The organism is Bradyrhizobium sp. (genome assembly GCF_049581145.1).
GTDB lineage: Bacteria > Pseudomonadota > Alphaproteobacteria > Rhizobiales > Xanthobacteraceae > Bradyrhizobium.
The window spans coordinates 1-2,638 of the sequence record NZ_JBAURI010000180.1 but is presented as its reverse complement, the minus strand read 5'-3'; the positions used below and the strand labels follow the sequence as shown (position 1 = coordinate 2,638).

Below are 2,638 nucleotides of genomic sequence, written 5' to 3'. Positions count from 1 at the left end.
GCATCAGCGCCTGCATGGCCGCGGTGGCCGGCGCGCTCTATGTCTGGAACATCGGCTATCTCGATCCGAACAGCGCGTTCGCCGGCACCATCGAATTGCAGACGGTGTTGATGGTGCTCGCCGGCGGCATCGGCACGGTGTGGGGACCCGCGATCGGCGGCATCCTGATCTCGCTGTTGTCGACGTTCCTGTGGGCGAGCTTTCCCATGGAGCAGCAGATCATTCTCGGCGTCCTCATCATTTTCATCGCTGTGGTCTCGCCCGGCGGGTTGATCGGTGAACTGGCCAAGCGGGGATGGCTGAAGCGTCCGACGATCTGGGGCCCGCCGCCTGCGGTCGAACCGCTGGCGGCGACGCGTCTCGTCTCGGCCCATGCGCCGGCCTCCTTGCTGACCTGCCACAGGCTGAGCGTTCGTTTCGGCGGCGTCAGGGCCGTTGAAGAGGTCGACGTCGAGGTTCGCTCCGGCGAGATGCTGGCGATCATCGGGCCGAACGGCGCCGGCAAGAGCTCGCTGTTCAATCTGATGTCCGCCTTTCAACGGCCAAGCGCCGGTGATGTGCGGCTGCAGGGCCAATCGATCCTCGGCAAGAAGCGCTACGAGCTCGCGCGCGGCGGCATCGCACGCACGTTCCAGACCAGCCGGTTGTTTCCCTCGCTGACGGTGTGGGAGACCGTGCTGGTCGCGGCATCGAGCATTCATCGCAGCCGTGCCGTGGCGAGCGCGAAGACCGCGCGCATCCTGAGCGACGTCGGGCTGTTGTCGAACTGGCAGGATCTGCCAGATGTGCTGCCGCCGGGGCGGCGTCGGCTGTTGGAGATCGCGCGGGCGCTGGCGCTCGAGCCGCAGGTGCTGTTGCTCGACGAGGCCATGGCCGGCATGACGGCGCAGGAGATCGAGCGGGTGCACGCCGCCTTGCGCGCGGCGATTGCCGGCGGCGTGGCGGTGGTTGCAATCGAGCACGTGCTGCCGGCGATCGCGCCATTGGCCGCGCGCGTGCAGGTGCTGGATTTCGGCAAGACCATCGCCGAAGGCGTGCCGCGTCAGGTCCTCAACAACCCGGTCGTGATCCAGGCCTATATGGGTGTCGACGAGGTTGCTGCCTGATGTCCGAGGTCCTGCTACAGCTTTCGAACGTGACCGCCGGCTACAAGGCGGTGCCGACGGTCAAGAACATCAGTCTTGCCATGAAGCCGGGCGACACCGTGGCCGTCATCGGCGCCAATGGCGCCGGCAAGACCACGATGCTGCGCGCCATCATGGGCCAGATCGTGATGCTGGGAGGCGAGATATCCTTTGCCGGCAAGACCATGTCGGGGCTGTCGACCCATCAACGGGCGCGGCTAGGCATCGGCTATGCCCCGGACGGGCGGCAACTGTTTCAGGCCATGTCGGTGGCCGAAAATCTCGAGATCGGCGCCGCGCGGACGTCGACGGCCGTCCGCAAGCGGCGCATGGAACAGGTGTTTGCGATCTTTCCAAAAATGCGCCCGTTGGCGCAGACGCACTGCGGGCTGTTGTCGGGCGGCGAACAGCAGATGGTCGCGATCGCGCGCGCCCTGATGTCGGAACCGCGGCTGTTGTTGCTCGACGAGCCGTCGACAGGGCTCGCGCCCCGCGTCATCGGCGAACTCTACGCCTCGCTGGCGACGCTGCTGCCGACCGGCCTGACCATCCTGGTGGCCGAGCAGAGCGCGCGCGCCGCGCTGCGTTTCGCCAAGCGCGCGCTGGTGCTCGAGGATGGCTGCATCGTCATGGAAGGGGCGGCCGCCGACCTGCTCGATGACCACCGTGTGGTCGACGCCTATATCGGCATGAGCGCGAAGGACCTGGAATGGCGCACCGAGCCTGAAGAGAAGTCGGCCGCCGGGCGCTGAGACAGGCACCGGATCACCGCCGTCCGGTCTTGACGACGGACGCCATGCGAGCGGATGTTCGGGCATGACGACAAGTGGCGCGTTCGCTCCGGGATCAAGATGACAAAATCCAATCTGCCGCTCAATGCCGATCGACTCTGGGCCGACGTGATGACGCTCGCCGACCTCACCGATCCGGCCAGGCCCTATACCCGTCGCTCGTTCAGTCCGCTGTTTCGCCAAGCGAGGGGATGGCTGGCGCGGCGGTTCGCCGAGGTTGGTTTGAAGGCCCGGATCGATACGGCCGGCAATCTGATCGGCCGGATCGAGGGCAGCGATCCCGCACTTGGCGTGATCGCGATCGGCTCGCACAGCGACACCGTGCCTGCCGGCGGCAGGTTCGACGGCATCGCCGGTGTCGTCACCGGGATAGAGGTGATGTTCGCATTGCGCGAGGCGGGCATCCGGCTGCGACACACCGTCGAAATCATCGACTTCCTGGCGGAGGAACCGAGCGAATACGGATTGTCATGCATCGGCAGCCGCGGCATGAGCGGCGCGCTCGACGATGAGATGCTCGACCTGACCGAACCGGGCGGCGAGACCCTGCGCGAGGCATTGCGCCGGGTCGGCGGCGATCCCTGAAGTGGACCCCGGAAATAGGACCAGATGTTAAGGTGTGAAGCGTCCTGCTCTGTCTCAACCGATGGAGCCCGGATATGACGAAGTCACGCAAGAAGTTCGATGCCGCATTCAAGGCCAAGATTGCCCTGGAGGCGCTCC

The 2,638-nt window shown here is 66.1% G+C and carries 3 protein-coding genes; all 3 read left to right on the top strand.

From position 1 onward, the window contains the following. Window positions 1-1,106: branched-chain amino acid ABC transporter ATP-binding protein/permease (locus WCB02_RS05840; RefSeq protein ID WP_423956889.1), on the top strand; the 1,106-nt coding region annotated here is incomplete at its 5' end. Next, entirely contained in the window at window positions 1,106-1,876 is a 771-nt protein-coding gene (locus tag WCB02_RS05835) for an ABC transporter ATP-binding protein (RefSeq protein ID WP_423956888.1), read from the top strand. The genes WCB02_RS05840 and WCB02_RS05835, both read left to right, overlap by 1 nt. Window positions 1,877-1,975: 99 nt before the next feature. Then, entirely contained in the window at window positions 1,976-2,500 is a 525-nt protein-coding gene (locus WCB02_RS05830) for a M20/M25/M40 family metallo-hydrolase (protein WP_423956887.1), read from the top strand. The last annotated feature ends 138 nt before the right edge of the window (window positions 2,501-2,638 follow it).